Source organism: Micromonospora sp. SD19 (assembly GCF_054462275.1).
This window is the reverse complement of sequence record NZ_JBTLMN010000008.1, coordinates 102,036-125,704: the sequence shown is the minus strand read 5'-3', so window position 1 is coordinate 125,704 and position 23,669 is coordinate 102,036. Positions and strand designations below refer to the sequence as shown.

Here is a 23,669-nt window from a genome sequence, read left to right as displayed (position 1 = left end):
CCGGTGTCGCGGTCGGGTGTCAACAGGGATGAAGCATGACAAACCTCGCGGGGCGGGTGCGTCGGTCGGATAATCTGTGGAGAGTGGCCAGATCATCGGGGATGCGACGACGCAAGGCCCGGTTGCGCACTGTCGCCCTGATCGGCATCGACGGTTCCGGCAAGACCACCCAGGCGCACCGGCTGGCCGACGCGCTGACCGCCGCCGGGCGACCCGCCAGGTACCGGCGCAACGCCAGTGGCCGGCGCTGGCTCGCCCGGCTCGCCCACCGACTCGGCCGGCCCGACGCGCAACGGCTCGTCGGGCGCGACGGCGTGCTGGCCGTGGAGTCGGTGCTGCGCTGGCTCGCCATCGCGATCGCCCTGATCAGCTGTCTGCTCACCGGCCGGACGGCGGTGATGGACCGCTACTCGGCCTGCCAGTACGCGAGCATCCGGGCGCACGGCGGGCAGCGCTGGGAGCGGCTCGCCCGGGCCGGCTACCGGTTGTTCCCGACGCCGCAGGTGACCTTCCTGCTCTCCGTCGACCCGGCGGAGGCATACCGGCGCATCGAGGAACGCGGCACCGATCACGAGACGATGGGGTGGCTGACCGCCGCCGACACCGCCTACCGGGCGCTGCCCGAGTACCCCACCTTCGTGGTGGTGGACGCGGGCCGCCCGGCCGAGGAGGTGACCGAGCAGATCCAGGCGCACCTGGAGACCTGGCTGCCGTCGTCCGCGCCGGCCGGGGACGACCTGGGGTCGGTGGCGGCTCAGGCCCGCCCGTAGACCGGAACGGTGGCGCCGCTGGTCGGGGCGGACTCGTCCGACGCGAGGAACCGGATCACCGGCGCGATCTCGGCCGGGGTCACCCAGCGGGAATGGTCGGCGTTGGGCTGCGCGGCCCGGTTCGCCGGGGTGTCGATGACGCTGGGCAGCACGGTGTTGCACCGCACGTGCTGCGACCGGTACTCCACCGCCACCGCGTTGGCGAAGGCCAGCACCGCCGCCTTGGCCGTCGAGTAGCCGGCCGCGCCCCGGAACGGGGCGATCGCCGCGCGGGCCGAGACGCAGACCACCGCGCCGCCGCCGGACGCCACCAGGTGCGGCAGCGCGGCCCGGGTGACCAGGTAGGTCGGCCGCAGGTTGACGGTGAGCATCCGTTCGAACTCCTCGACCGGGGTCTCGTGCACCAGCCCGCCGCTGGCGTACCCCCCGACCAGGTTGACCACCGCGCGCAGCGGCGCCGCCGGTTCGCCGAGCGCGGCCTCGACCGCCCGCGCCGCACCCGCCGGGTCGGCCAGGTCCGCGACCACCGGGACCACCCCCGCTGCCGCCGGCTCCGATCCGGGCCGGGCTTCCCGCTGCGGTACGACCACCCGCCAGCCCGCCTCGACGAACGCGGTGACGACCGCCCCGCCGAGCCCGCCGGTACCTCCGGTCACCACCACGCTGCGCTCCGCCATACCCCCCACGCTAGCCCCCATCCACCCCCACCCCACGCTCCCGCCCCCGCCCTCGCCACCCCTGCGTCGATCATCAAGGTGTTGCCGTGACACGCCGGGCCTGAGTGGCAACAACTTCACGATCACCGTCTGCCGTGGGCAGAGGGGTTGGGCTGGTCGGGTGTTGGGGGCGCAGGATCGCTGCATGCGGATCCTCATCCTGGGTGGCACCCAGTTCCTCGGCCGGGCGACGGCCCGGCTCGCCGTCGAGCAGGGCCACGAGGTGACCTGCGCGGCAAGGGGAGTGTCCGGTGTCGTGCCGGCCGGGGCGCGGTTCGTCCCGGTCGACCGCGATGATCCGCAGGCGCTCGCCCCGCTGGCCGACGCGGGCTTCGACGCCGTGATCGACGTGACCCGCCAGATCAGTCACGCCCGGCACGCGCTCGCCGCGCTCGCCGACCACGTCGGCCACTGGTCGTTCGTGTCCACGATCTCGGTGTACGCGGACAACACCACCCCGGGCCAGAGCGTCGCGGACGCGCCCGTGCTGCCGGCCGCCCCGGCGGACGTGGACGGTCCGGTCGGCCCGGATCACCGCTGGTACGGCGAGTGCAAGGTGAGCATCGAGGAGCTGGTCCGGCGGCGGATGGGGGTGGACCGTTCGTTCATCTGCCGGCCCGGGTTGATCGTCGGCGCCGAGGACCCGAGCGACCGTTTCCCGTACTGGGTGCGGCGGCTGTCGGCCGGTGGTGAGGTGCTGGCCCCCGGAGCGCCGACCGACCGGGTGCAGTTCGTGGACGTCGCCGACCTGGCGGGTTGGTTGCTGCACGCCGCCGGCACCCGCCTCGGTGGCACGTACGACGGCATCGGACCGGCGATGACCCGGGCGGACCTGCTGGCCGGGGTCGCGGCCGGGCTGGACCTGGCAGAACCCGCCCTGACCTGGGTCGATCAGGAGTTCCTGATCTCCCACGACGTCCGCGAGTGGTCGGGGGAGCGGGCGCTGCCGCTGTGGGTGCGACTGCCGGAGTACGGCGGCCTGATGGACCGCGACGCCCGACCCTCTCTGCACGCCGGGCTGGCGGTCCGTCCGCTGCCGGACACCGTTCGGGCGACCGCGTCCTGGATGGCAGCGCATCCGGCCGCCGTACGGCAGGGTGGTCTCGACCCGGCGGATGAGGCGGTGGTCCTGGGGGAGTGGCAGGCTGTGCGGGACCGGTGATCCCGGCTGCCGACACTTTTCCCTACCGGACAGTCATAGTTGACGCTCACGCCTGGTGAAAGTAAGTTTCACCCGTGGCGAAGAGTCCGAAGATTTCTGCGAGTCACGAGCCCGGTGGACTGATCGTCCACATCAGTGGGTTGCTGCCATCGCTGTCGCCCGCCGAGCAGCGGGTCGCCCGGCTGGTCGTCTCCGACCCGGCGGCCGCCGCCCGGCGGACAATCACCGACCTCGCCACCGCAGCCGAGACGTCGGAGGCGACCGTCATCCGGTTCTGCCGTTCGGTGGGCATGGACGGTTACCCCCAGCTGCGCATCCGCCTCGCCGCCGAGGCCGCCCGGCGGATCGAGCCACCGGACGCCCGAGTGGTCGGCGGTGACATCCCGCCCGGCGCCGACCTCGCCCAGATCATCGCCACCATCGCGTTCAACGACGCCCGCGCCGTCGAGGAGACCGCCGAGCAACTCGACCCTGCCGTCTGCGAGCAGGTGGTCGAGGCGATCAGCGGCGCCGGTCGGATCGACATCTACGGCGCCGGCGCCAGCGGCTTCGTCGCCTCGGACTTCCAGCAGAAGCTGCACCGCATCGGGCGGATCGCCTTCTACTTCCCGGACGTGCACACCGCGCTGACCTCGGCCGCCCTCCTGGGCCGGGGCGACGTGGCGATCGGCATCTCGCACACCGGCACCACCTCCGACGTGATCGAGGTGCTGGAGCAGGCCCGCACGCGCGGTGCCGCGACAGTGGCCCTGACCAACTTCCCGCGCTCGCCGATCGCCGACGTGGCGGACTTCGTGTTGACCACGGCGGCCCGGGAGACCACCTACCGCTCCGGCGCGACGGCCAGCCGGCTGGCCCAGCTCACCGTGGTCGACTGCCTCTTCGTCGGGGTGGCCGCCCGCAACCGTGCCCGGGCCCGCAAGGCCCTGGAGGCGACCGCCGAGGCGGTCCAGTCGCACCGGGTGGGTGCCAACCGGAGGCGGGCATGACGGCCGGTGCGGAGATGCCCGCACCGCCCGCTCGCCCGACGGTCCGGGTGGGTGCTCCGACCGAACGGCGTAACCCGCTCAGCGTCGACCTGGACCTGATGTCGACCCGGGACGTGCTCACCGTGATCAACGACGCGGACCGGCGGGTGCCCGCCGCTGTCGCCGCGGTGCTCGACGAGATCGCCACCACCGTCGACCTGGCGGTCGAGGCGCTTCGCGGCGGTCACCGGGTGCACTACTTCGGTGCCGGCACCTCCGGCCGACTGGGCGTGATCGACGCGGCCGAGCTGGCCCCCACCTTCAACTCGCCCCGGCACTGGTTCTGCGCACACCTCGCGGGCGGCCCGGACGCCATGTGGCGGGCTGTGGAGGACGCCGAGGACGATGACCGGGGCGGCGCGGTCGAAGCGGCCAGTTGTGTCCGTGCCGGGGACCTGGTGGTTGGTCTGGCGGCCAGCGGACGCACCCCGTACGTCCTCGGGGCGCTCGCCGCAGCCGGCGCCATCGACGCCTCCACGGTGCTGCTCTGCGCCAATCCGGAGGCGGAGGCCGCCCGGTCGGTCGACGTGTTCATCGGGGTGGACACCGGACCCGAGGTGGTCACCGGGTCGACCCGGATGAAGGCGGGCACCGCGCAGAAGTTGGTGCTCAACACGTTCTCGACCGCCGTCATGGTGCGCCTGGGGCGGGTCTACTCGAACCTCATGATCGACATGGTGGCCACCAACGCGAAACTCCGCGGACGAATGATCTCAATTCTGGTCGAGGCCACCGGCTGCTCGGAGGAGATCTCCCGGCGGGCCCTCACCGAGGCCGACGGTGACCTGAAGACGGCGCTCGTCTCCCTCGTGTCCGGCGCCGAGATCGACGCCGCCCGGGCCGCGTTGGCCCGCTCGGCGGACCAGGTGCGCGGCGCCCTCGCCCTGCTCGCCTCCTAACGCCGCCCACCCCCGGGAAGCGAACGGGGCTTCGGATTGTTCATCTGGCCCGGGGGTAATAACACCCCCGTGGATGAACCGACCGGTTCACCGGTGCGTATCTGGCAGTGAGCAGGATCGCATCGTGGTGGTGACCCGGGTCGCTGTCCCCCGCGGCGGGCGGTGTTGCCATGGTGCGGTAACCCGTACGTGGTGCCCAATGGTGAGCCCACCCGATGGGGTGCTGACAGCAAACATGGACCGTGCTCTCAGCTACTACTCAGGCATTCGTGACACTTTCGACTCACGGCGAGGAATCCCCGACACGTCTCATCTGTTGTGTAGGTGTCAGCACCGATGGGCACAGCAGAAGTTACCAGGGGCTGACAGGCGTGGGAAATGGCAAGGAACCGGGCAACCGGCGCGAGCGAGGGGACCGTGGGCAACGTGGACAAGAACATCGGCATGCGAACCGACGAGGTTGCCGAGGAGCGCGACCTGGTCGGCGTCTACCTGCACGAGATCTCCCGGACGCCACTGCTGGACGCCGCCAAGGAGGTCGATCTCTCCAAGGCGATCGAGGCCGGCCTCTACGCCGAGCACCTGCTCGGTGAGGAAGCCGTTCCCGCCGGTGTCGACCGGGCTGACCTGGAGTGGCTGGTCGTCGAGGGGGAGCGGGCGAAGGACCTCTTCATCCGCGCCAACCTCCGGCTGGTCGTGTCGATCGCCCGGCGCTACGTACGCTCCGGGATGCCCATGCTGGACCTGATCCAGGAGGGCAACACCGGCCTCGTCCGGGCGGTCGAGAAGTTCGACTACGAGCGTGGATACAAGTTCTCCACCTACGCCACCTGGTGGATTCGGCAGGCGATCAGCCGGGCGATCGCCCAGCAGGAGCGCACCGTCCGACTCCCGGTGCACCTGGTGGAGGACGTCAACCGGATGCGCAACGTGGCGCGGCAGCTGACCCGCGAGTTGGGCAGCGACCCGGAGCCGGAGCAGATCGCCGCCTCCCTCGGCGTCACCGTCGAGCGGGTGAACGAGTTGCGCCGCTGGTCGCAGGACACCGTTTCGTTGGACACCCCGGTGGGTGACGACGGCGACACGAACCTCGGCGACCTGGTCGCCGACAGTGACGCGCCGTCGCCCGAGGACATCGTGCTCAGCGGCCTGGAGCGGCAGCGCATCGAAGGGCTGCTCAACCACCTCGACGACCGGTCCGCCGGCATCATGCGGGCCCGCTACGGGCTGGAGGACGGCCGGGAGCACTCGCTCACCGAGGTCGCGTCCCGGTTCTCGCTGTCCCGCGAGCGGATCCGGCAGTTGGAGATCCAGGCCCTCGGCCGGCTCCGTGAGCTGGCCCGGGCAGAGGGGCTGCAGGCAGCCTGACCTGGTAGTAATGACGGCGAACGGCCGGCGTCCGATAGGGGGACGCCGGCCGTTCGCCGTTTGCCGAGCGTGGTCAGCGAACCCGACCGTAGCCCTGGATGGGCATCATGTTCATGCCGCGCTTGAGCACGTTGCGACCGGCGCTGGGCGCGTCGATCACCTGGCCGCCGCCCACGTAGAGGGCGACGTGCCCGAGCCCGCTGTAGAAGACCAGGTCGCCGGGGCTCAGGTCGCTTCGCCCGATGTGGGTGACCGCGCTCCACTGCATCCGGGTGTTGTGCGGCAGGGACTTCCCGGCCGCCCGCCAGGCCGCCGAGGTCAGCCCGGAACAGTCGTACCCGTTCGGCCCGTCGCCTGCCCACACGTACGGCTTGCCGATCGCGCCGAACGCGTAGCGCACCGCTGTGCCGGCGGCGCCGGACACGGCGGGCACGTTCTTCGCCTCGTTCTTCGCCGCCGTGGGCTCGGGTCGCTCGGTGGCGGCCCCGTACGCCTGCCGGCGCAGCTCGTACAGCCTGGCCAGGTCCTGCTCGATCTGCTTCTTACCCGCGGCGAGCTGGCGAGCCTGCGCGGCCTGCCGGGCCAGCGTGGCGTCCAGGCTGGCCTTCTCGTCGAGCAGTCGCTGCTGACTGGCGGTGAAGCCGGAGATGCTCGCCTGCCGTTGGCGGGTCAACTGTTCGACGGTGCCGAGCCGGTCCAGCAGCGTGGCCGAACCCCCGGGACGCAGCAGCGCGTCAGCGGTGCGCAGGCTGCCGCTCTTGTACGCGGTGGAGGCGATCTTGGCGACGTCGGCCCGGCTCTGCTCGACCTGCTGTTCGAGCGGGCCGATGCGGGCCTGTAATCGGGCCACTGCGGCCTCGTTCGTCTTGATCTCCTCACGCAGCTTGTTGTACGACTCGACGACCCGCTCCAGCTCCGCCGAGGACGTCTCGATCCGGCGGGTCAGCTCGGCGGGGGACGGCTCGGCCTGGGCCACCGCCGTCGGGGCGATCAGCGCGGCGGACATGCCGACCAGCGCCACGGTGCGCAGCAGATTTCTCAGGGATGACAAGAGCGAAAGGCCCCTCTCCCACGGTCGCCGGGGCTGCTGTTGCCCGCGACGACACCGGCCGGGGCCATCCGGGCGGACGGCACTGGGCCGGACCGGCTCGCCCAACCTAACCCGGGACGGATGTCACTCGCAGTTGAAGCAGTGGCGAAAGTTGGCGGAGTTGCCGGTCGTTGCCGGTGTGTTGGGTGGCGTCATCGTGGCTGATGACGACTCAGAAGGGGCGGACATAGCCCTTTTCGAGGGCCACTGACGGATATGCGACTTTCGTCGTTCCCGGCGCATGACGCCGGTTTCCTGGTCGCCATAACCGATAAAACCCGAAATGGATGCTGTTTCTCGGCGATGTCACCCGTCGGGGCGAGCTGTCGGGAGCCCGCAAATGCCCAGGTCGACTGGCAATGCCGAAACACAATGAAGTCCGGAGCCGGGAATCCCGTCGGCAGGTGGCGATGACTGTCACTGGCGGTCCACCCGGCCCACCGTCCCCTGCGGGAGGAACCGTGAATCGTGAAGGCGCAAAGACGCGACCGCCGCGAACGGTGCCGGGCGCCCGGTCGACCCTGCTGTACGCACGGCCCGGCATCATCGTGACCGTCGACCGGTTCACCGTCGGTCGCAACAGCTACCGGGTCGCCGACCTGACCCATCTGCGTACCACCCGAGGCCCGCACGACCGGATCGCCGTCCGGGCCGTCGTCCTCACCGCCAGCATGCTCGGCGGGGTGGGGGTGCTCCTCGGCTTCACCGGCGGTCTGCAACGTCTCACCGCCGAGGCGTACCTGATCCTCGGTGCGGTGTTCCTGCTCCCGGCCGCGCTCGCAGTGGTCGGTGACCGCTGGCGGCCGCCGCCCCACGAGCTGTGGGGGTGGTATCGGGGGACGGAGGTGCTGCTGTTCAGCGCCGACGACGAACGGCAGTTCGGCCAGGTCACCCGGTCGCTGCTGCGGGCCCGGGAGGTCAACCGCTACGGCGGCTGGGTCGATCCGCTCGCCGCAGCGGACCCGTGGCGGCCCAACCGCTGACGCGCCCCGATCCGCCCAGATGATCCTCCGGCGGGCTGACCAGTCTGGGCGGTGCGGACCCTTACGCCCCAGCAGGCCGTGTTTCGGCGCTTGACGCATCAGGCGTGAACTCACTGATCTTGAATATTGAAAACTGAAGATCCGCTCAGTATGTTGAGCGCGCCGCACCGGCGGATCGATCAACACGGGGGCTGTTCATGGTCGTTCATGGTGGGCGTCGCACGCCCTTTTGGGGCATTCGTCGTCGTGGTTCCGCTCTGTTGGTCATGGCGCTCCTGCCGGCCTCGGTGCTCGTCCCACCTGCGGCTCCGGCCCGCGCGGCCGCGCCCACGCCCGCCGCTGCCTGCGTCGACGTCCAACCGGACGCCAAGAGCGCACGCGCGATGCTCGCCACCTGCGACCGGCAGGTGGAGATCCTGTCGGAGCGCACCGAATACGCGCAGACATTCCTCAACCCCGACGGATCGCTCACCCTGGAGCAGAGCATCGAGCCCGTACGGGTGCGCAAGGGCGACTCGTGGGTGCCGGTGGACACCGCCCTCAAGGCGACCCCGGAGGGGCTCACCCCCAGGGCGTCGGTGCTCCCGATGGTCTTCTCCCCAGGGGGCGAGAACGCACCGCTGGCTCGCCTGCGTGACGGTGCGCGCGAGTTGACGATGTCCTGGCCCGGTCGACTGCCCGCGCCGGTGCTCGACGGTTCCACCGCCGTCTACCGCAACGTGCTGCCCGAGGTCGACCTGCGCGTGACGGCCGGCGCTCTCGGCTTCTCCGAGGTGTTGGTGGTGCACACCCGCAAGGCGGCGGCCAACCCGAAGCTCCGGTCCCTGCGCTTCGGCCTGGCCGGCAAGGGGGTGACTGTCAGTCCGGCGGCCGGCGGTGGTCTGGCGGCCCGCGACGGGAGCGGCCGGGACGTCTTCAGTGCGCCCGCCCCGCTGATGTGGGACGCCACCGTCGCCGGCGCGGAGCCGGACCTCGCCGGCCAGGGCGCCCGATCGAGCGACGCACCAGCCGGCACCGCCGGGGTGACCCGGCGCGCGGTGATGCCGGTGACGGTCGGCCGCGACTCCCTGACCATCGTGCCGGACCGGGCGATGCTGGACGACCCGCGCACCAAGCTGCCCATCTACATCGACCCGTCGTGGACCGGGGGGATTGCCAGCAACGCCTGGACGTCGGTGTGGAGCAAGCACAAGTCCAGCTCGTTCTGGCAGAACACCACCGCCCTTCAGCGGGCGTCGACCTACGGCGCCGCCGGAGCGGGTCGGACCGAGGACTGTGACGGCTGCGCGGACCACATCATCCGATCCCTGTTCCGGATGAACACCAGCGCGGTCAAGGGCAAGATCATTAGCAAGGCGCAGTTCAGGATCGAGCAGCTCCACTCCTGGACCTGCAACCCGAAGTCCAACGCGAAGCTCTGGCTCACCGGGAAGATCTCGTCCTCCACGACCTGGAACAACCAGCCGAGCTGGGACAGCAGCTACACCGCTCAGACCGCGGCCAACCGCAAGCTTGGCGGCGCACACGGCTGTCTGGGCAGCGGGACGATCGAGTTCGACGTCACCCGCATGGTCGACCGGGCGGCAAAGAGCGGCTGGGCGGACCTGACAGTCGGGCTGCGGGCGGTCGACGAGGGCACCAAGAACCAGTGGAAGCGGTTCAAGCACTCGACGCCGAAGCTGGCGATCACCTACAACACCAAGCCCAGCCCGCCGTCGGGACACAAGTCGGACGGTAAGCCGTGCGCCGTCGGCAGCTCCCGACCGTACGTGTTGAGCGCCACCCCGTACCTGTCGGTCAAGCAGGCCGACCCGGACAGCTCGCAGCAGTCCCTGACGACGTGGTTCTACTGGTGGCCGCTCGGCGGCTCGCGCAACGAGACCAACAAGATCTCCCAGGCGTCGGGCAACCCGTCCGCGGTGTCGAAGCAGATCCCGTCCGGCAGGTTGGTGGACGGCACCACCTACGTGTGGCAGGCGATCACGTCGGACGGCTCGGTCAACAGCGACTGGTCCGGCACCTGTGAGTTCACAGTGGACGCCACGCCGCCGAAGGAACCCGGGGGCCTCAGCTCCACCACCTACAGCAACGACGGTACGCCGCGCGGCGGGGTCGGCGTGACGGGCGTGTTCACCGTGGCGCCGCCGACGCAGCGCCCGTACGAGGTGAAGGAGTACGCCTGGACCCTCGACTCGGGCGTGCTCACCGATGCGGTGAACGTGCCGGCCCAGTCGAATTTCGGTGCCTCGATCAGCGTCATTCCGTTGCACGACGGGGTGAACACCCTGCGCGTCTGGTCCCGGGACCACTCCGGTCGGTACTCGCTCGTCCCGGCGACCTACACGTTCAGCGTGCGGGCCGGGTCCGGTCCGGCCGCCCGTTGGACATTCGACGAGACCGGGAACACGGCTGTCGACGCCACCGGCCACGGCAACACGCTCACCCTGACGCCGTCGGGAACCCGGACGCCGGGTCGGGCCGGTGTCGGCACCGCGCTCAGCCTCAACGGCAGCACGACGGGTTCACTGACCGGAACGGTGATGACCCCGAACCCGGACACCGGCGCGGCCACCCCGGTCCGTACCGACGGAAGTTTCACCGTGGCTGCCTGGGTTCGGCTGCCGACCGTGCCGACCAGCGGCTACCAGGCCGTGCTCAGTGCCAACGGCACCCAGTCGCACGCCTACAGTCTGGGCTACTCCGGCGCGAGCCAGCGGTGGCGGTTCACCATGTCCGCCTCGGACACCATCAACACCACGCTGTACCACGTGCTGTCCAACTCGGCGGCCACCGCCGGCAAGTGGACTCACATCGCGGCGACCTACGACGGTGCCACGAAGAAGATGACTCTCTACGTGAACGGGGTGGCCCAGACCGCGACGACGACGCTGGTCGGCGGCTTCCACGCGACCGGCTCGATAACAGTCGGCAAGCGCAGGTGGGACGGCGCCGACGACGGGCTCTTCTCCGGTGCCGTCGATGACATCCGGGTCTACAACCTCGTCGAGACCGCGGCCAAGCTCGCCGCGTTGGCAGTGCCCCTGCAGCCGGCGGTCTCCTTCCCCAACGGCGCCGAGGTGACCGCCGGAGGGCAGCTCCGAGTCACCTTCAACGCCGGCGGCGACACCAACATCACGAAGTTCCGGTACAGCGTGGGCGACACCGCGCTGGGCAGCACGGCGAACGCGACGGCCGCCGGTGGGACCGCCACCGTCGACGTCGGCGTCGGTACCGTCACGGGAGAACGCCTGATCTACGTGGCGGCCCAGGACGACGGTGGCCGAACCGGCGCAATGACCCAGGCGTCGTTCACCGTCAAGGTGACGGCATTCGTCTACGGCACCGTCTACGACGACAACTGGCTGCCGCTGGCCGGTGCCACGGTGCGACTGGAACCAGGTGGCCCGCAGACGACCACCGGCCCCGAAGGGGCGTTCAACCTCGGCAACTTCGCGCCCGGGGCCTACACCCTCGTCGGGTCCTTCGGTGGCCGTTGCGGGCTGACCGGCACCAGCGGCCCGTGGGAGATCGACGGCCAGGGGCTCGGTGTCGACATCTTCATGCAGCGGTATCGCGACGACGAGGGGCACACCTGCGCCACCTCGGCGAAGCAGTTCATCGCCGCCGACACCGCGCTCGCGCTGACCGGTGACGACGCGGTCGGCGAGGTGGCACTGCCCTTCGCGTTCCCGTTCTACGGCCACGCGTACCGCAGCGCCTGGGTGGACACCAACGGTCTCGTCTCCTTCACCGACCCGGGTGGATCCCACCCGTACACCGGTGGGGCGCTGCCCGCCCCGGCCGATCCGAACGGCCTGCTCGCCCCGTTCTGGGACGACCTGGTTGTCGACGCCTCGGCGAGCGTGCGTACGGGGACGGTGGGAACCGGCCCCGACGAACAGTTCGTCATCGAATGGCGAAACGTGCATCGCAAGTCGTCGACCGCGCAGCGGCTCTCCTTCCAGGTCCTGCTGGCCGCCGACGGCACCGTCACCACCAACTACGACCAGCTCGACAACGACGCTGAGCGTGGGGCCAACGCGGTGGTGGGGATGGAGGCACCCGGTGGCGACGACGGCCTGGTGTATTCGACGGCGACTCCGGCACTGGCCACCGGTCAGGCGATCACCTTCGCGGTTCCGGTGACGGCCGAGCCGTTGGAGAAGCACGATCTCTCCGGCACCCTCGTCGACCCGGCGGGCAACCCGGTGGTCGGCGCGACCGTCACCCTCGACCCGACCGGTCTGGCCACCACCACCGGCGCCGGCGGTGCCTGGAGCTTCGCCGACGTGGTCGCCGACAGCTACACCATCTCGTCGTCGCAACACAACAGGTGCGGCCCGTCGGCGGAGAGCCAGGTCGACCTGACCGAGGACACGGTGCGGGCGCTGCAACTCGCCGTCGACTACGGCAGCCTCGGCTACAGCTGCGTCGTCGGCGCGTCCGGCTATGTCACCGCTGACACGCCGCTGACCCTGACCAACGGCACCGCGCAGGTGAACCTGCCGTTCCCCTTCACCCTGCACGGCAAGACCTACACCACCGGCTGGGTGGACACGAACGGACTGATCAGCTTCGACGCCGCTCCGATCACGGTCATCAACCCCGACATGCCGCGGGTCGACGCGCCGAACTCCGTCATCGCCCCGTTCTGGGACGACCAGCTCGGTATCGGATCCGGCAGCGTGATCCGTACCAAGACCATCGGCGCCGCGCCGAACCGCACCTACGTGGTCGAGTGGTCCAACATGTCGCTGCAGACGTTCACCGCGAGCTACAACGTCAGCTTCGAGGCGACGCTGCACGAGGACGGACGGATCGGCTTCCACTACGGCACTCTCACCAACATCGTCCAGAAGGGCTCCAGCGCCACCATCGGCATCGAGAGCGCCTCCGGCTCGGTCGCGGAGGTCTACTCCTTCATGGAGCCGGCGGCCGTCAGCAACGGGTCCATCACCTTCACCCCGGCGCCGCCGGGTTCGATCAGCGGCACCCTGACGACGGCCGGAACGGGGGAGCCGATCGCCGGCGCCACCGTCACCCTCGACCCGGGCGGGCGCACGACGGTCACCGCGGCCGACGGTGGTTACCAGTTCGCCAACGTGCCCATCGGCGAGCAGGTGGTGGCCGCGGTCGGCACCGACAACCGGTGCGTCGGGCAGTACGCCCGTCAGTTCGTCAACCATCCCGGTGGTGGCACCCAGGACCTCGATCTCTCGGTGATGTCCAACGGTGACGAGTTCGGCTACTCCTGCACCACCGGACCGGTCACCTTCATCCCGGGCGACGTGGTGGAGACGTGGCGCGGTGACGACAAGGTCTGGCAGAAGACCGCGCCCTTCCCGATCGCCCTCTACGGGGAGACGCACACCTCCGCCTGGATCAGCGCCAACGGCCTGATCAGTTTCAGCAGCCTCGACGGCATCGACACCGACAAGCCGATGCCAACCCCCCTGCCGTACGACGAGCCGGGCGGGACGATCGACAACGCCGTGTACGCGTTCTACGACGACTGGGGAGTCGACGCATCCAGCGCGATCGCCACGAAGGTCAGCGGCACGGCCCCCAACCGGCAGTGGGTGGTCGAATGGCGCAACGTGTACCGCTCCGGCAACAAGGCGTACCGCGCGTCGTTCGAGGTCATCTTCAACGAGAACGGCGACATCTCGCTGGCCTACGCGGACATCGACCCCGCTGACGCCCGGGAGCGCGGCGGTCAGGCGACCATCGGCATCGAGAACGCCGCCGGCAACACGGCTTTCCAGTACCTGCACCGGGAGGCCCGGCTCACCAGCGGCCAGGGCGTCACCTTCCGGCCCAGCCCACCCGGGCAGGGCACGGTGTCCGGCACGGTCAGCTGTCAGGGAACTCCGGTGGCCGGCGTGACAGTGGCGGTCGCCGGAAAGACCGCCGTCACCTCGGCGACGGGCAGCTACCAGGTCACGAGCGTCCCCAGCGGCTCGTACGCGGTGATCGCCACCAGCGCCACCGGTACCTGCAACGGTTCCTCGGTGCAGCACGCCACGGTGAGCGCCGGTGCCGATCGGGTCGTCAACTTCCCGACGGCGGCGACTCCGGCCGGCGCCGGCTACACCATCGCCGAACAACCGATCACCTACACCCCGGCGGACGGCACGGTGCTGTCCCTGAGCGGTGACGACCGGGACACCCGGGTCGACCTGCCCTTCCCCGTCACGCTGTACGGGCAGTCGGTCAGCTCGGCCTGGGTGGACACCAACGGGCTGGTCAGCTTCGCCAACCCGGACGAGCCGTTCCCGTACCCCTATCCGATCCCGTCGGCGGGTAGCCCACAAAGCGGCATCTACCCGTTCTGGCATGACTGGGTGGTCGACTCCTCGGCCAGCGTCCGGACCGCGCTGCGCGGTGCGGCACCCAACCGGCAGTTCGTCATCGAGTGGCGCAACGTGCACTCCTACGAGGACCCCAACAGTCGGGTCACCTTCCAGCTGATCTTCGACGAGGCGGGCGGATACAGCTTCGCGTACGCCGACCTCGACGGGACGTTCCTGGAGCGCGGTGGCGCGGCGACGATCGGCATCGAGGGTGCCGACGGCACAGCAGCTCTTCAGTACACCCACCGGCAACCGGTACTCCGTGCCGGCCTTGGCCTACGGATCAACCCACCCGCTTCCTGACCACAGCCGGTTCCCGCAACTGCCGTAGCTCCTCGGACCCTTCCGGAGGTAACCCGGTGCAGTCGAGCCTGCCCACACACGGGCCCGTGTCGTCGTCCACAACCAGCCGAACCTGGGCATTCTTCGTGATGCTTCTGGTGGCGGCGCTAACTGCCACGACGTTGTTCGTCCCACCGGCCCGGGCAGCGGCACCGGAACCCTTCGCCGCACCGAAGGCGGCGAAGGTCAAGGCGGTACCGGTGCGTAGCGCACCCGCCGGCAAGGCGCCGGCCACGGCGGCGGTGCCTGAGGCGTCCGCGCAACCGGCCCCCCGGTGGCCGTCGGCGGGCACCGCCGAGGTCGACCTGCCCGCGGCACCGGCGCAGGGCCGGATGGCCTCGCCAGCCCGAGCCGGCACGCTGCCGGTGCGGGTGAACCGTCCCGAGGCCACCGCGCGCGGTGCCAGCTCGGTGCCGAGCCGGGTCCGGGTCAGCGTGCTCGACCAGCGGGCCGCCGAGCAGGCCCGGATCCGCGGGGTCCTGATCCGGGTCGCCCGGGCCGACGGCGCCACCGGTCGGGGCACCGTCGAACTCGGCGTCGACTACCGGGCATTCGCCACCGCGTACGGTGCCGACTGGGCGAGCAGACTTCGCCTGGTCTCCCTGCCCGCCTGTGCGCTCGGCAGCCCGGAGCGCCCGGAGTGCGCCGGCACAGTTCTGCCGACTCGCAACGACCTCGCCGCGCGGACAGCGACGGCCACCGTGCCGGTCGAGCCTCGGCTGACCGAGAAGGGCGGCCTCGACCTGGCCGCGCAGGGAAGTCTGTTCGCCCTGACCGCCGGTCCCTCCGGTGCGGCCGGCGACTACGGTGCCACGAGTCTGTCCCCGTCGGCGACCTGGTCGGCAGGTAGCAGTTCCGGTGACTTCACCTGGTCGTACCCGATGCGCAACCCCCCGGGCCTGAACGGCCCGACGCCGGAGATGAAGCTGTCCTACTCCGCGCAGAGCGTCGACGGCCGGCACGCCGCCTCCAACAACCAGCCGTCCTGGGTGGGCGAGGGGTTCGAGTTCGTGCCCGGTGACTTCATCGAACGGCGCTACCGTTCCTGCGGTCAGGACATGGACGGCGACAGCAACAACAACGCCACCAAGACCGGTGACCTGTGCTGGGAGACCAACAACGCGACGCTGTCGTTGGGCGGCTCCGGCGGTGAGCTGATCTACAACGCCACCGACGGGTACTGGCACCCGCGCCGCGACGACGGCACCCGGGCCGAGCGCATCGTCGGTGGAACGTCGTACGGCAACGGTGACAACGACGGTGAGTACTGGAAGGTCACCACCACCAACGGCACCCAGTACTGGTTCGGTCGGCACAAGCTGGCCGGCTGGACCAGCGACAAGGCGGTGACCAACTCCACCTGGACGGTCCCGGTCTTCGGTAACGACCCCAACGAGCCCTGCCGGGGCTCCAGCTTCGCCGCCTCGGACTGCATGCAGGCGTGGCGGTGGAACCTCGACTACGTCGTCGATCCGCACGGCAACAGCATGTCGCTCTGGTACGCGAAGGAGTCCAACGGCTACGCCCGCAACAACAGCGCTGACGACGTCGCCTCCTACACCCGGGGCGGCTACCTGACCCGGATCGAGTACGGCACCGACAACCGCACCGAGGTCGGCGGTGTCCGCACCGATTCGCTCTACCGTGGCGTGGCCGCGCCGATGCGGGTGGAGTTCACCACGGCGGACCGCTGCCTGAACGACTGCTCCCAGCACGACGCCGCCCACTGGCCCGACACTCCCTGGGACCAGGAGTGCACCGGCGACTCCTGCCTGATCGGCGCGCCCACCTTCTGGTCGAAGAAGCGACTGTCGGCGGTGACCACCCAGGTCCGCGATGGCAGCGCCTACCGCAACGTGGAGCGATGGACGCTCACCCACACCTTCCCGGACCCCGGTGACGGCACCAGGGCGGGCCTGTTCCTGAAGAAGATCTCCCATCAGGGACTGGTCGGCACCACCACCTCAATACCGGACATCGAATTCACCGAGACGCAGCTCAGCAACCGGGTGGACACCATCGACCACTCGGCCGCGATGAACTGGATGCGTCTCGCGGCGATCCGCAGTGAGAGCGGTGGCACTGTGAACGTCACGTACTCCGATCCGGACTGCGTCATCGGATCCCGGATGCCCAGTGCCGCGCACAACAACACGTTGCGCTGCTACCCGGTCCGCTGGACACCGGAGGGGTACCCCAACCCGGTCACCGACTGGTTCCACAAGTACGTGGTGACCACCATCTACGAGATCGACCACACCGGTGGCGTACCACCGAACGGCAGCCCGCGAACCGCCTACAAGTACAGCTACCTCGGCGATCCGGCGTGGCACTACGCCGATGACGACGGACTGATCGGGAAGAAGGACAAGACCTGGTCGGTGTGGCGGGGCTACGAGAAGGTCGGTGTCACCGTCGGTGACCCGGGCGAGCAGACCTACGTCGAGACGAAGTACTTCCGCGGCATGCACGGCGACAAGCAGCCGTCCGGGACCCGCAACGTGCCGGTGACCGGAACAGGCGTGCCGACGGTGAACGACGAGGACGCCTACGCCGGCATGGAGCGGGAGAAGACCACGCACGACGGCCCCGGCGGCCCGGTGATCTCCCGGGAGGTCAGCGAGCCGTGGCAGTCCGCCGCCACCGCCTCCCGAACCATCAACGGCGACCTTGTCGAGGCGCGATTCGTCGACGTCTCCGGGAAGCACAACCGGGTGACCCTGGACGCCGGACGCGGCGAGCGGGTCACCTCGCAGTACACCACCTTCGACGGCGACGGCCTGCCCACCCGGGTGGACGACCGGGGTGACACCGCCAAGACCGGCGACGAGCAGTGTGTGAAGACCGAGTACGCGAACAACACCACGAACTGGCTGATCGGTCAGCCGCACACCCGGTCCACCTACGCGGTCAGCTGCGCCGACGCCACCAACCCGACCACCCTCACCGCGGACAAGGTCATCTCGGTTGATCGGATCTCGTACGACGGCAACGCCCACGGAGTCGCGCCGACGCGGGGTGAGGTCAGCCGGAACGAGGAGATGTCGGCCTGGACCGCTGGCGTCCCGTCATTCGTGACGGTGTCCCGGGCGGCGTTCGACGCGTACGGCCGGGTCACCGAGACCTGGGACGCGATGGACTTCCGGTCCACCACCACCTACACCCCGGCGAGCGGTGGTCCGCTGACCAAGACGGTGGTGACCAACCCGCTCAGTCACACCACGACCAGCGAACAGGAGCCGGGGTGGGGGCTGGCCACCAGAATCACCGACGCGAACGGCAAGGTGACCCAACTCGCTTACGACGGACTCGGTCGTCTCACCGGCGTCTGGAAGCCGGGCCGGGACAAGGCGACGCAGTCGGCGAACACCAGCTACGAGTACCTGATCCGGGCCGATGCCCCGTCCGTGATCACGACCCGTGCGCTCAACCCCGCCGGTAACCAGGTCACCGCCTACGAGCTGTACGACGGGCTGTTGCGCAAACGACAGACCCAGGCGGCCTCGCCGTCTGGGGGGCGGCTGCTGACCGACACGTTCTACGACACCGCCGGCAGGGAGGCGACGTCGTACAGCGCCTACCACGCGTCGGGCACACCGGGCACCACCCTGGTCACCGCCACCGAGAAGGCGTTCGTGCCGAGTCAGATGCGCACCGAGTACGACGGCGCCGGCCGACCTACCGCATCGATCTTCCAGCCGTACGGTGTCGAGCGCTACCGCACCCGCACCTACTACGCCGGTGACCGCGTCGACGTCACCCCGCCGTCCGGCGGAACGGTCACCTCCAAGGTCGGCGACGCGTTGGGCCGCACCGTGGAGCTGCGGCAGTTCCACGGCGCCACGCCCACCGGCAGTTACGAGTCGACGTGGTACCGGTACGACGCCAAGGGTCAGTTGGACCGGGTGACCGACCCGGCCGGCAACCACTGGACGTTCGGGTACGACGCACGCGGTCGCCAGGTGAGTCGGAACGACCCGGACAAGGGCTCGACGACCATGACCTACGACAACGCCGACCGGGTCACCTCCAGCACCGACGCCCGCAGCAAGAAGCTCGTGCACGTCTACGACCCGCTGGGTCGTAAGCGGGCCACCTACGAGGACCAGGTCGGTGGGCCGCAGCGGGCGGCGTGGGTCTACGACACCCTCGCCAAGGGGCAGCTCTCCCAGAGCACGCGGATGGTCGGTTCCGCGCCGTACCAGGTGAAGATCACCGGTTACACGGACGCGTACCAACCCACCGGAACGCAAGTGATCATCCCCAGTTCGGAGACGGGGCTCGACGGCACCTACAACTTCGCCTACACCTACAACGTGGACGGCAGCGTCGCGTCCTCGGCCTACCCGCAGACCGGCGACCTTCCAATCGAGACGGTGTTCAACCACTACGACCCGGTCAACGGTCTGCCGAAGCAGATGACCACGCTCTACGGCGCGCAACCGCAGTCCAGCTACGTGGCGGACACGGACTACAACGCTCTCGGCAAGGTCGACCAGTACGAGATGTACACCGGCCTCTACTCGGAGACCGGGTCGCGGTTCTTCCGTTCCTTCTCCTACGAACTCGAGACCGGCCGGCTGACCGGTAGTCGCACTGACCGGGACTCGGTCGCGCCGCACACCATCACCGACGTCCGTTACAGCTACGACGAGGTCGGCAACATCAAGAAGATGTCCGACCTCGCCGCGGTCGGCGGGGCGGACAACCAGTGCTTCAGCCACGACTTCCGGGGGCAGTTGACTGAGGCGTGGACCCCGTCGAACGGCGACTGCGACGCGGCACCGACAGTGGCCACGCTGGGTGGCCCCGCGAAGTACTGGCTGAAGTGGGACATCGACCCGGCGGGGCGTCGCATGACGGAGATCGACCGTGCCGCGCCCTCCGGTGAGCGGACGACCAGCTACACGTACGGGTATCCGGCGGGCGGATCGTCGCTGCCGCACGCGCTGAACGGCACCAGCACCACTGTCAACGGTGTCGTCACCGAGACGGCCGCGTACACGTACGACGAGGCGGGCAACACCCTGACGCGGCCGACGCCGACCGCGGGAAAACAGACCCTGACCTGGGACCCGGAGGGGATGCTCGCCACCAGCACCGACAGCACCGGAACCACCAGCTACATCTACGACGCGGACGGCAACAGACTGATCCGCAAGGACCCGACCGGCAAGACGTTGTACCTCGCCGGCCAGGAGTTGCGGTACCGGAACTCCGACCAGAGCAAGACCTGCACCCGCTACTACACCTTCGCCGGCCAGGCGGTCGCCTCCCGTACCACTGCCGGCCTGGTGTGGCTGGCGAGCGACCACCAGGGCACCGCCCAGGTCTCGGTGCGAGAGAGCGACCAGCAGGTCACCGTACGCCGGCAGACCCCCTACGGCACTCCGCGCGGCGGCCAACCGGCCTGGCCGAACAGCAAGGGTTTCGTGGGTGGGACGGTCGACAACACCGGCCTCGTCCACCTGGGCGCGCGCGAGTACGACCCGGTGATCGGCCGCTTCGTCAGCATCGACCCGGTGTTCAACGAGGACGCTCCGGAGCAGATGAACGGCTACGCCTATTCGGGCAACAGCCCCATCACCCACTCCGACCCGAGCGGACGGGAGCCCGGCGGCAGTTGGATGTACGTCGGCAGTGACCGGTGGACCAGCACCAAGGGTGGCTACCGCTACCACTTCCGGGCCGACTACTACCTGTTCTGCCGATATGGCGGGTCGCAGTGCCTGGGCGGGGTCGGCGGCACGGCGTACTGGATCCCGATGCAGTACGCCGGCCTGCCCGGCGTATGGCTGGTGGCCCGCGTGGTGGTGCACGTCTGGCGGGTGGCGCTCAACTTCTCCGGACCGGTGGCTGGCCCGGCCAGCAGCCCGAAACCCCGGGTGCAGATCCCGACGACGCCGGCCTGCCCGACAGTGCCGGTGCCGGCGAAGCCCGAGGGTGAGCTGGACGGCCCGACGTGCAAGTTCCGCGACTTCAAGTGCCTGTTCAGCGGCGGTGAGGGCGCCAAGAAGTGGTGGCGCGGTAACCGCGACTGGGTCACCGGCACCGTCGGAACGCTCGGCGTGGGTGTCTGCATCGTCGCCACCGCCGGGGTCTGCGCGGTCGCCGGTGCCGTCGGCCTCGGGGTCGCCCTCGGCGGCCGGATGCTCGACGTCCAGTCCTCGAAGAGCGGTTGGACCCAGGACAACGTCGAACGGATGTTCACCGGTATGGCGATCGACTATGCCTCGTCCAAGATCCCAGGCGTGCGGCTGTTCAAGACAACCCGTTCCGGGGCGACAGTCCATGCTCCACGCAGCGCCCGCAACCCGACCCAGGACTACAGCCTGACCTGGCGGCAGCAGTTCAAACCGGGCGGCACCTGGGACGGCGGAGCGATGCTGGCGGGCGGAGGCCGCACTGCCGGACAACTCGGTTGGTGGGGGGTGTCGGCACCCGGCGGCATCGCACCCTGGCAACAGGACATTCCGTTCACCGATCCGCTGAAATGGTGAACCGCGGTCAGTAGCTGGCAACCGGTCGGGGTCGTGGCGGCCCCGACCGGGCTATCGTGAGTCCCTCGATGGGGAGGCGTGGATGGGAAAGCAGCGGGTCGGCGTTGGCGCGCGCGGCAGCGGCGCCGGGCGCGTCCGATTCAAGGTCGGCCTGATGGCCGCCGCCTTCTTGCTGGCAGGCGTCGCCCTGCTCGGCGGTTCGCTCGGTTATCGGTGGCACGTCTCGGCCGAGGCTGACCGGTTGCAGAGCGATGGCGTGCCGATCACTGCCACCATCTCTGACCGCTCCGGTGGCGGCGGCCGAGGCAGCGGCATCGACCGCATCGAGATCAACTATCTGTTCGACGGGGTGCAGTACGAGAAGTGGATCCCGTGCGCCGGTCTGACGGGTTGTCACAGCACGCCGGGGCCGCAGGTGACGATCCGGGTCGACCCCGCCGATCCGGAACTGTTCGTGGCCGAGAACGGCCACACGAACGGTTCGCTGTCGTTCCTGATGTCGTGGACGCTGATCCCGATCGGCGCGGTGCTGACCATCATCGGCGCCGGTCTGCTGTTCGTGGTGGTGAAGGACAAGGACAGCTGGGCCTGAGCCAGGTTCGGGGATCGCCGAGAGAGGACACACCAATGGCGCGAAAGACCAGGCAGGGCGGCTGGCGACCGCCAGCCGCCCGCAACCCCGCGGCGTTCGCCGTGTCTGTCGGCGGGGCGGTGCTGATCCTGGTGGGTCTGCTGACCGACGCGATCGCCCTGGCCGTCATCGGCGCTGCCCTGGCGGTGGCGGGGTGGCTGATCGCCCGGCGCGCCCGCTGACCGACGGTGCGTCAGTCGCCGACCGTCTGCGTCAGCTGGCGACCGTCTCCGGGGTGCGCTGCACCGGTCGGGCCAGCCACCCGCTGACCCGGCGCTCGGCGTAGAACGAGACGAACGGCACGGTGCCGGCCAGCATCACCAGGAGCATCCGCTTCAACGGCCAGTCGGCCCGCCGGCTCAGGTCGAACGCGGCCACCAGGTAGATCATGTAGAGGAAGCCGTGCGCCGGCCCCACCGTCTCCACGACGACCGGGTTGTCGAACGCGTACTTCAGCGGCATGCCGATCACGACCAGCAGGATCAGCACCACGCCCACGATCCAGGCGATCACGCGGTACCGGGTAAGGGCAGCGCCCACCTTTGTCCGTCCTTCCGAGCCCGGCTCAGCCGGGATAGTCACCGGGCCGGGCGCCCGGATTGGCGTTCAACCATGACAGGTAGTGGTTGTAGGCGGCCAGGTCGGTGTCCTCGCCGACGTCACCGGTGGCCGGCACCCGGGACACCCGCACCGGTCGGCGTACCGCCGGTCGGGACCCGGTGGTGACCGCCGGCGCCGGCTCGACGGCCGGGTCCGCGGGCGGTGCGTCGGCCTCCGCCATCCTGCGGCGGGCCAACTTCACCTCACGCCACCAGACGTAGACCACGAAACCGGCGAAGATCGGCCACTCGACCGCGTACCCCCAGCTCAGGCTGTTGCCGGCGGCGGCCCGGCTGATCTGCCACCAACCCAGCCCGAGGAAGCCCACGACCAGCACGACCATGGCCACGTGGCGCGCGATCCACGCCGGAGTCCAGAGCCGCCTCATGGCATCGAGGGTACCGGGGACGCCGCCGGTCTCCGACACCGTGTCGTAGTTGTCGCCTCGTCGGCGTGGTTTGGCATCACCACGCCTGGGCAATCGTCTAGACGCCAGCCCAAACGAGATCAAGGGGGGCGATCATGACCGGATCGGTACGTGAGGACGGCTTCGCGTCCAGTGATGGCGCGGATGTGAGCCCGGAGCAGCGGGTGCCCGAGTGGGGCGGCGATGAGCTGGCCGACCCGGCCGGCGCTCCCGGTCTCGACGGCGAGCTGCTCGGCATCGACCCGACGGAGCTGACCGACGAGGACCTGATCCGCGAGATGCACAGTCTGCACCGCACCCGCCTGGACACCCTGCGGCACGCTGCCGACTCCGCACTCGCCAACCACCTGCGACGCACGGCGGAGCTGGAGACCGAGTACCTGGCCCGCCACCCGGGTCGCGAGGTCGATCCCAGCCGCCTGCGGGACGCCTGATGCCGGCGCGCGCCGTACGCGGCATGTCCGCGCCACCCGAGGTGGTCTTCAGCACGGCCACCGACCCCGACCGTGCCTCGGCCTGGCTGCCGGAGCCACTGCGCGGCGACGGCAGCCCTGCCGCGGAAATCAACGGCGACGAGCTGCGTGCCCGGTGGGGCGACACCGACGACTGGTCCGCCGAGATCCGGGTCGAGCCGGCGGATTCCGGTGGCGCCCGGATCGAGCTGGACCTGGCCGACGGGTCGGGCGGGCCCGGGCCGGACCAACTGGCCGACCAGGCGCTCACCAACCTGGCACGCGAGGTCGCCGACAACCTCCAGGCCGGCTGAGCCGGCCACAGCGGGACGCCGCTCCCGCCACCAC

The 23,669-nt window shown here is 70.0% G+C and carries 16 protein-coding genes; 12 read left to right on the top strand and 4 right to left on the bottom strand.

Features of this window, described 5'->3' with window-relative positions; translation table 11 throughout:
- The first annotated feature begins 101 nt into the window (after window positions 1-101).
- On the top strand, window positions 102-770 hold the full coding sequence (locus tag ACX27O_RS24215; protein ID WP_156057602.1) for a nucleoside/nucleotide kinase family protein: 669 nt from the start codon (window positions 102-104) through the stop codon (window positions 768-770).
- On the opposite strand, the gene ACX27O_RS24210 is transcribed toward ACX27O_RS24215, so the two are convergent.
- The gene (locus ACX27O_RS24210; protein ID WP_357638773.1) at window positions 755-1,447 is read right to left on the bottom strand and encodes an SDR family NAD(P)-dependent oxidoreductase; all 693 of its coding nucleotides are present in this window, start codon (window positions 1,445-1,447) and stop codon (window positions 755-757) included. The genes ACX27O_RS24215 and ACX27O_RS24210 overlap by 16 nt on opposite strands.
- Window positions 1,448-1,631: 184 nt before the next feature.
- Between ACX27O_RS24210 and ACX27O_RS24205 the strand changes: the two genes are divergently transcribed.
- The 4 genes from ACX27O_RS24205 to ACX27O_RS24190 all read left to right on the top strand — a co-directional run bounded on the left by ACX27O_RS24205 (window position 1,632) and on the right by ACX27O_RS24190 (window position 5,943).
- Window positions 1,632-2,648 carry an NAD-dependent epimerase/dehydratase family protein gene (locus ACX27O_RS24205; RefSeq protein ID WP_030333312.1) on the top strand — a complete coding sequence of 339 codons (1,017 nt, stop codon included), beginning with the start codon at window positions 1,632-1,634 and terminating at the stop codon, window positions 2,646-2,648.
- A gap of 74 nt (window positions 2,649-2,722) precedes the next feature.
- Window positions 2,723-3,637 (top strand): MurR/RpiR family transcriptional regulator, encoded by a 915-nt coding sequence (locus ACX27O_RS24200; RefSeq protein WP_030333314.1) that lies wholly within the window; start codon window positions 2,723-2,725, stop codon window positions 3,635-3,637.
- On the top strand, window positions 3,634-4,575 hold the full coding sequence (locus ACX27O_RS24195; RefSeq protein ID WP_081883877.1) for an N-acetylmuramic acid 6-phosphate etherase: 942 nt from the start codon (window positions 3,634-3,636) through the stop codon (window positions 4,573-4,575). The genes ACX27O_RS24200 and ACX27O_RS24195 overlap by 4 nt, the downstream gene beginning before the upstream one ends.
- Before the next feature lie 378 nt (window positions 4,576-4,953).
- A complete protein-coding gene (locus tag ACX27O_RS24190; RefSeq protein WP_030333318.1) occupies window positions 4,954-5,943 on the top strand; it encodes a sigma-70 family RNA polymerase sigma factor in 990 nt (329 codons plus the stop codon).
- Between the two features lie 73 nt (window positions 5,944-6,016).
- Here ACX27O_RS24190 and ACX27O_RS24185 read toward each other — a convergent pair whose 3' ends face one another.
- Window positions 6,017-6,994, bottom strand: coding sequence for a C40 family peptidase (locus ACX27O_RS24185; protein ID WP_030333320.1), 978 nt, complete (start codon window positions 6,992-6,994; stop codon window positions 6,017-6,019).
- 500 nt (window positions 6,995-7,494) lie between these two features.
- On the opposite strand from ACX27O_RS24185, the gene ACX27O_RS24180 reads away from it, so the two are divergent.
- The 5 genes from ACX27O_RS24180 (at window position 7,495) to ACX27O_RS24160 (ending at window position 22,024) form a co-directional block, all read left to right on the top strand.
- The gene (locus ACX27O_RS24180; protein ID WP_210859425.1) at window positions 7,495-8,016 is read left to right on the top strand and encodes a DUF6232 family protein; all 522 of its coding nucleotides are present in this window, start codon (window positions 7,495-7,497) and stop codon (window positions 8,014-8,016) included.
- A 266-nt stretch (window positions 8,017-8,282) separates the two neighbouring features.
- On the top strand, window positions 8,283-14,672 hold the full coding sequence (locus ACX27O_RS24175; protein WP_458940096.1) for a carboxypeptidase regulatory-like domain-containing protein: 6,390 nt from the start codon (window positions 8,283-8,285) through the stop codon (window positions 14,670-14,672).
- Between the two features lie 128 nt (window positions 14,673-14,800).
- Window positions 14,801-21,211 (top strand): RHS repeat domain-containing protein, encoded by a 6,411-nt coding sequence (locus ACX27O_RS24170; RefSeq protein ID WP_458940167.1) that lies wholly within the window; start codon window positions 14,801-14,803, stop codon window positions 21,209-21,211.
- A gap of 82 nt (window positions 21,212-21,293) precedes the next feature.
- Window positions 21,294-21,803 carry a DUF3592 domain-containing protein gene (locus tag ACX27O_RS24165; RefSeq protein WP_030333328.1) on the top strand — a complete coding sequence of 170 codons (510 nt, stop codon included), beginning with the start codon at window positions 21,294-21,296 and terminating at the stop codon, window positions 21,801-21,803.
- Between the two features lie 35 nt (window positions 21,804-21,838).
- Complete coding sequence (locus tag ACX27O_RS24160; protein ID WP_030333329.1) at window positions 21,839-22,024, top strand: hypothetical protein; 186 nt, start codon at window positions 21,839-21,841, stop codon at window positions 22,022-22,024.
- A gap of 31 nt (window positions 22,025-22,055) precedes the next feature.
- Here ACX27O_RS24160 and ACX27O_RS24155 read toward each other — a convergent pair whose 3' ends face one another.
- Together ACX27O_RS24155 and ACX27O_RS24150 are read right to left on the bottom strand one after the other, a co-directional pair.
- Entirely contained in the window at window positions 22,056-22,382 is a 327-nt protein-coding gene (locus ACX27O_RS24155) for a DUF3817 domain-containing protein (RefSeq protein WP_030333332.1), read from the bottom strand.
- 25 nt (window positions 22,383-22,407) lie between these two features.
- On the bottom strand, window positions 22,408-22,830 hold the full coding sequence (locus ACX27O_RS24150; protein ID WP_210865994.1) for a hypothetical protein: 423 nt from the start codon (window positions 22,828-22,830) through the stop codon (window positions 22,408-22,410).
- A gap of 131 nt (window positions 22,831-22,961) precedes the next feature.
- On the opposite strand from ACX27O_RS24150, the gene ACX27O_RS24145 reads away from it, so the two are divergent.
- Together ACX27O_RS24145 and ACX27O_RS24140 are read left to right on the top strand one after the other, a co-directional pair.
- On the top strand, window positions 22,962-23,303 hold the full coding sequence (locus tag ACX27O_RS24145; RefSeq protein ID WP_030333336.1) for a DUF6158 family protein: 342 nt from the start codon (window positions 22,962-22,964) through the stop codon (window positions 23,301-23,303).
- Complete coding sequence (locus ACX27O_RS24140; protein WP_030333338.1) at window positions 23,303-23,635, top strand: SRPBCC family protein; 333 nt, start codon at window positions 23,303-23,305, stop codon at window positions 23,633-23,635. The genes ACX27O_RS24145 and ACX27O_RS24140 overlap by 1 nt, the downstream gene beginning before the upstream one ends.
- The last annotated feature ends 34 nt before the right edge of the window (window positions 23,636-23,669 follow it).